General features: G+C 56.4%; 2 protein-coding genes and 1 pseudogene. All 3 read left to right on the plus strand.

The features are described 5' to 3' along the window. Positions 1–662: IS5 family transposase (locus ACLBWX_RS23050; RefSeq protein WP_447676051.1), on the plus strand; the 662-nt coding region annotated here is incomplete at its 5' end. Further along, complete coding sequence (locus ACLBWX_RS23055) at positions 659–997, plus strand: hypothetical protein (RefSeq protein WP_447676050.1); 339 nt, start codon at positions 659–661, stop codon at positions 995–997. The genes ACLBWX_RS23050 and ACLBWX_RS23055, both read left to right, overlap by 4 nt. A gap of 689 nt (positions 998–1,686) precedes the next feature. Next, positions 1,687–2,759, plus strand: a pseudogene (locus ACLBWX_RS23060) (hypothetical protein); the annotation flags it as partial.

A 2,759-nucleotide genomic window follows, 5' to 3' on the forward strand; every position in this document is an offset into this window, starting at 1 on the left:
TCGAGGCCTGGGCGTCGATCAAGAGCTTCAAGCCCAAGGATCAGGGCGGCAACGATCAAGGGAAAGATCCGCCGCCGCCGTCCGCCGGCGGGCGCAACGTCGAGGTCGACTTCAGGGGGCAGGCGCGCTCGAACGAGACCCACGAAAGCACCACGGACCGAGAAGCCCGCCTCTACCGCAAGGGTCCGGGGATGGAGGCCAAGCTCTGCTTCATCGGCCATACCCTGATGGAGAACCGCTCCGGCCTGATCGTGGACACCCGCCTGACCTTGGCGAACGGTCACGCCGAGCGGATCGCGGCCTTGTCGATGATCGAGCCAAGGGCGGATCGGCCCAAGGCGATCTCGGTGGGTGCCGACAAGGCCTATGACGCCGAGGACTTCGTCAACGAGCTCAGGTCGATGAACGTGCGCGCGCACGTGGCCCGGAACACCAACGGCCGCCGCTCCTCCATCGACGGACGAACCACCCGCCACGCCGGCTACGGTCGGAGCCAGAAGATCCGCAAACGCATCGAGGAGGGCTTTGGCTGGATCAAGACCGTCGGCGGCCTGCGCAAGGCCCGCTTCAAAGGCCGCGACAAGGTCGGATGGGCCTTCGCCTTGACGGCTGCGGCCTACAACCTCGTCCGCCTGCCAAAGCTGCTCGGAGCTCCGGTGTGAGCGTCCTGGGCAAGTGCCGGATCGTCGAGCTGCCCGGCTACGAGGACGACTACGCCGATATGGTCGAGCCAGCCTACATCCTCTTCGAGGACGGCCGCGGTGCGTTCGCCTTCGGGTGTGTCACCGGAGCTTTCGCTGGCGGAGCCACCCGCGGGAGTGCACGCGCCGCCATCGCGTTCGACTGGAATGGCAATGACGAGATGGACGCGGTCTGCGGCTCGGGATCGGCCGAGGTCCAGGCCGACGGCTCGCTTCGCGGCGAAATCCGCGTCCACCGCGGCGACGAAATCCCCTTCATCGCCTGCCGTTGGCCGACTTCTTCAACACCCTGCTAGGTCAGTAGCTCGCACACAGCTGCGGTGAATGCTTAGGGACAGGGCGCCGGGCTTGGCGTGGTCGAGCTCGGCGCCTGCCAATATCTAGCAGTCGCGCAAAACGGACGTTTGATCGATGTTGCAGGACTTTCTTGATAAAGAAGAACCAGCAAAACTACGCAGGATCAAGAACAGCGCAGGAGCCGATTTTCGTTGGAACCGGGTGAGCCCCGACGGGTGCCGGAGCGCAACGGGCCGTGGCACATAACGCAGATGTCCGCGATCCTGCACGAGTTCATGGCGGCCCGGCCAGCTGCCCGCATAACCGTGGTCAGGATCGGACAAGACGGGCCGGACTTCCAGGACGGACCCGCGACCCTTCAAATGGCAGACGCCCGGTCAATTTCGACAGGCAGCAAGCACATCGCGCGGACCAGCGAAGCATACTCACTGCACCGCCCAATCTAAGCGAGAGTGCCGAGTTTAAGGTCATTTGCCTGAAACTGGATCACTCGTGGAACATACCGATCTAAGCTCTCAACATCAGTTGACATTTCATCATCTCTAGGTGGCAGGGCGCAATTATCGTATTCGAGATAAGAAAAACCGTATCGACAAAAGTTAAGGGTGATGGCGAAATTGCACGTGGGAAACAAGGGCTCATCCCGGGCCGTCGTTTGGTTCATTATGATCTATGTTGGGGAATTGCTATGACTAAATACAATATTTCGCCTGTTACCAGTTATGCTTTTGAGAACACTCATGATGGAGTTGTCGGCAATTCAGGGCAGATTATTGTTAAATACACAGATGAATTTCAAGTAGAAAATGATTTTATATATGTAAATGGAGTTTTTAATAATATCGAAACTGGATATAAAGGCCAAGTTATTGGTATTGGCAATTCCGGCTTGGTCGTTGGCCAATACGAAGATAGCGTGGGATATACTCACGGTTTCATCAACGACCACGGCGTTTTTACATCTTTCGATAATCCATACTCAAGTACCTTGAATACGTTCGTCCGCTCCGTACTTCCATATGGTGAGATCATAGTGTCAGATGCGGACAACACCAGAGGAGCTATTTATTTCAATAATACATTCTTGCTGTTAAATTATTCAGCTACTGTAACTGGCATTAACGACGTTGGTCAGCTCGTTGGTTTTTTAAATCAGAACGGCTTCAATCTCGGCTTTGTCGACAACATACATAGCCGTGCTTTCTCATATATCGACGCTCCTGGAGCGAAAGACACCCAGGTAATGGGAGTAACTGCCTCCGGTCAGTTCGTTGGATTTTACAGCGACAGCAACGGACGAAATCACGGCTTCGTTGACAACAATGGTGCCTTCACCACAATTGACTCTGCCGGATCAATGGGCACTACCGTGACCGGTACAAATGCCTCTGGTCAGTTCGTTGGATTTGTTGATAATCAGAACAGCACGCACGGATTTGTTTACAGCAATGGCATTTTCACTCTCATCGACCCAATAGGAGCAAGGGACACCGAGCCAACCAGCATTAACGATGTTCGGAATATAGTTGAGACTTCCTCATACGGGTCTGGACGATCCGTATTCACAGTCACGCTTGCCCCGCCTCCTACCGCAGACCTGTCTTTCTCTGAGGTCCAGCTCAAGCTGCAGGCCTTCGGCGCCAGTCCTGGTGCTGGCTCCTGGACGAGCGACAACCACTACCATCGCGAGCTGGCCGACGTGAACGGCGACGGCCGGGCCGACGTCGTCGGCTTTGGCGAGGCGGGCGTGTATGTGGCTCT

Source organism: Methylobacterium sp. M6A4_1b, from assembly GCF_053345175.1.